The sequence below is a fragment of the Candidatus Eisenbacteria bacterium genome, assembly GCA_016867495.1.
GTDB lineage: Bacteria > Eisenbacteria > RBG-16-71-46 > CAIMUX01 > VGJL01 > VGJL01.
Window position 1 is genome coordinate 1 of the sequence record VGJL01000279.1, and the last position, 2588, is coordinate 2588.

At 69.2% G+C, this 2588-nt stretch carries 2 protein-coding genes; both read right to left on the bottom strand.

The annotated features are described in order from the left end of the window. Positions 1 to 75 precede the first annotated feature (75 nt). Positions 76 to 1095, bottom strand: coding sequence for a heterodisulfide reductase subunit A (locus tag FJY88_13410; protein MBM3288324.1), 1020 nt, complete (start codon positions 1093 to 1095; stop codon positions 76 to 78). Positions 1096 to 1107: 12 nt separating this feature from the next. After that, positions 1108 to 2496, bottom strand: coding sequence for a hydrogenase iron-sulfur subunit (locus FJY88_13415; protein MBM3288325.1), 1389 nt, complete (start codon positions 2494 to 2496; stop codon positions 1108 to 1110). Positions 2497 to 2588: the final 92 nt, after the last annotated feature.

The window sequence follows — 2588 nt, forward strand, 5'->3', positions numbered from 1 at the left end:
GGAGCTTGAAGCTCTTCACGTCGGGCGTCTCCCTGCGGACCTCTTCGATGCGCATCAGATGGGGCGTGTAGAGGCTCATACGCGGCTCTCCTCCCTGGCGGCGCACTCCTGCAGGACCTCGATCAGGTCCATCCCTCCCGAACAGGAGTCAACGCAGCGGCCGCAGCCGGTGCAGAGCAGCCTGCCGAACTTGTCGGGGTAGTACTGGAACTTGTGATAGAGGCGCTGGCGGTAGCGGTTCACCTGCTTCGGCCGCGGGTTGTGGCCCGTCGCGTGCAGCGTGAAGTGCGAGAAGGCGCAGGAGTCCCAGTTTCTCACCCGGACCCCCCGCCTCCAGTCCCCCTCATCCACCACGTCGAAGCAGTGGCAACTCGGGCAGAGATAGGCGCATGCGCCGCACCCGAGGCACGACTCCGCCGCCTTCATCCAGATCTCATCCTCGAAGTGCCCGCGCATCCACTCCCGCGCGCGCTCGATGTCGATCGGGACTGTCGCCACCGGCGGTCCGATCGGCTGCGGCTCAGCGAGAGGCAGGCTCATCCCCTCGAGGCTCGCGCGTCCCGCTTCGGTGAGGGGGGCCACCCTGTAGCGCGTTCCTGAGGGGCCCTCGATCGGCTCGATCATCACGTCCGCCTCCGGAGCCCAGCGCGGGTCAAGCCCTACGGAGCCGCAGAAGCAACTCTCCGGCGACGCCGGTCTGCTGCAGCCTAACGCGATGAGGAGGGTGGCCGCTCGCCGCGCCTCGAACCCCTCTTCCGTGTAGTCCCAGCGCATCACGGCATCGAGCGCCCGCAGGCCCGCCACATCGCACGGCCTGACCAGGAGCAGCGCTGTGGGCGGCGCGCTGATCTCGGGCTCCTCGATCCTCGGTGGGTCGCCCGAGAGATCGTAGCGGAAGAGGACCTCGTGGCGCGGCAGTAGCCACTCGCGCGGCGAGATCGTCGTCCTGCCGTAGCCCCACGACACGGCATCAGGGTCGTCAACCTGCGCCCAGACGGCCCCCTCAGGCCGCGCCACCGGCGCGATCACCCGGCGCGTCGCGAGCAGGCTCCGGGTCCACGCCTTCAGGTCGTCCAGTGTCCAGAGATCCGACATACCGATCGCCTCCTACAAGATGAAGGGGGCCTCGTCCTCCACGCGGAACGAGACCAGCGGGGAGCGCCCCGGTTCATCCCCCTTGCCGCGCGGCCCGAAGTGACCTTCCGCTGCGCGATTCAGATGGGCGGTCAACGCCCCGAGGGGAATCCCGACCGGGCAGGCCTCGGTGCACCCGCCGCAATCGACGCAGCGGCCGGCCAGGTGGAAGGCCCGCGTGATGTTCCAGACCCAGTTTCCGTCAGGGGTCGAGGAGGAATCGATCCAGCGCGGCCGGGTCTTGTCGGCGACGCAGCGCAGGCACGAGCAGAGAGGACACCCCTCGCGGCAGGCGTTGCACCGGAGGCACTTCTCGAACTGCGCCGTCCAGAAGCGCCATCGCTCCGCAGCCGGACGGCCGATGCCGGGGACGTCGTAGAGCTCCCATGCCTCCTTGGACGAGTCCGCGGCGATGCCCTCCTCAGCATAGACGCGCACGCGCGCGGGATCGATCTGCTCCTCGGCGGCCAGGAGCGCGAGCGCGTCGCGATCCCGCGGGCCGGCGACGATGCCATAGGAGCCGATCGGATCCTCCCGGAGCCTGCGAACAAGGTAGACCACGAGAGAGCGACTCGGGTTCGGAGCATGACGCAGACGGTCGAGGCCGGCAGGGTCGGTGACCCACGTCGGCTGCAGGCTCCCTGCCCGCCGGCTCGTCCTGAAACCGAGAATCGCGCGGACGGATCCCGTCTCAAGGTCGGAGCGAAGAGGCGCGAGATCTCCGAGCGGCGCAGGCGCCTCCGCTCCGGGCCCGGCCCCGGCGTGTGGAGCCGGCCCGCTCCCCGACTCAGCGCCCTTCGTCGATCCGGCCGAGCCCGGCGACTCCCCCGCCGAAGCGAAGCCGGCGAAGGGTCCGACGGCCCGCACGGCGTCGGTCACCTTCTTCACGACATCGACGAACTTCCCCCCCTCCGCGGCCGACACCCAGGAGAAGTGCACCCTCTCGCGGTCGAGGCCCACGAAATCGAGCAGATCATGGAAGAGGATCCAGCGCCGGCGCGCGACGTAGTTGCCGCTCGTGTAGTGGCAGTCCCCGGGGTGACAGCCGGAGACGAGGATCCCGTCGGCGCCCATGCGAAAGGCCCGCAAGAGGAAGAGCGGGTCGATCCTTCCGGTGCACGGGAGCTTTACGATGCGAATCTGCGGCGGATACTTGAGCCGGCTCGTCCCCGCGAGATCGGCGCCGGCATAGGTGCACCACCTGCAGACGAATGCGATGATCCGGGGTTGCCAGGCCGCCGGGGACGGCGCCGCCGCCTGCGGGGCCTCCTGCTCATCATGCCGGGCGGATGTCGCCTCCGCAGAAGCTTCGGGAAGGGCGATCGTCCGGCTCCCATCGCTGCCTGTTGTCTGCGCGGTCATCCTCAACCCTCCAACTCAGGGAACCAAGGCGCCGATCTGCGCGAAGATCTGTTCGTCGGTGTAGCCGGCCAGCTCGATCGACTTCGAGGGGC

What these genes read in the sequence shown, in the direction of transcription:
- FJY88_13410 (MBM3288324.1), bottom strand. Translation starts at nt 1,095, where the DNA reads ATGTCGGATCTCTGGACACTGGACGACCTGAAGGCGTGGACCCGGAGC.
- FJY88_13415 (MBM3288325.1), bottom strand. Translation starts at nt 2,496, where the DNA reads ATGACCGCGCAGACAACAGGCAGCGATGGGAGCCGGACGATCGCCCTT.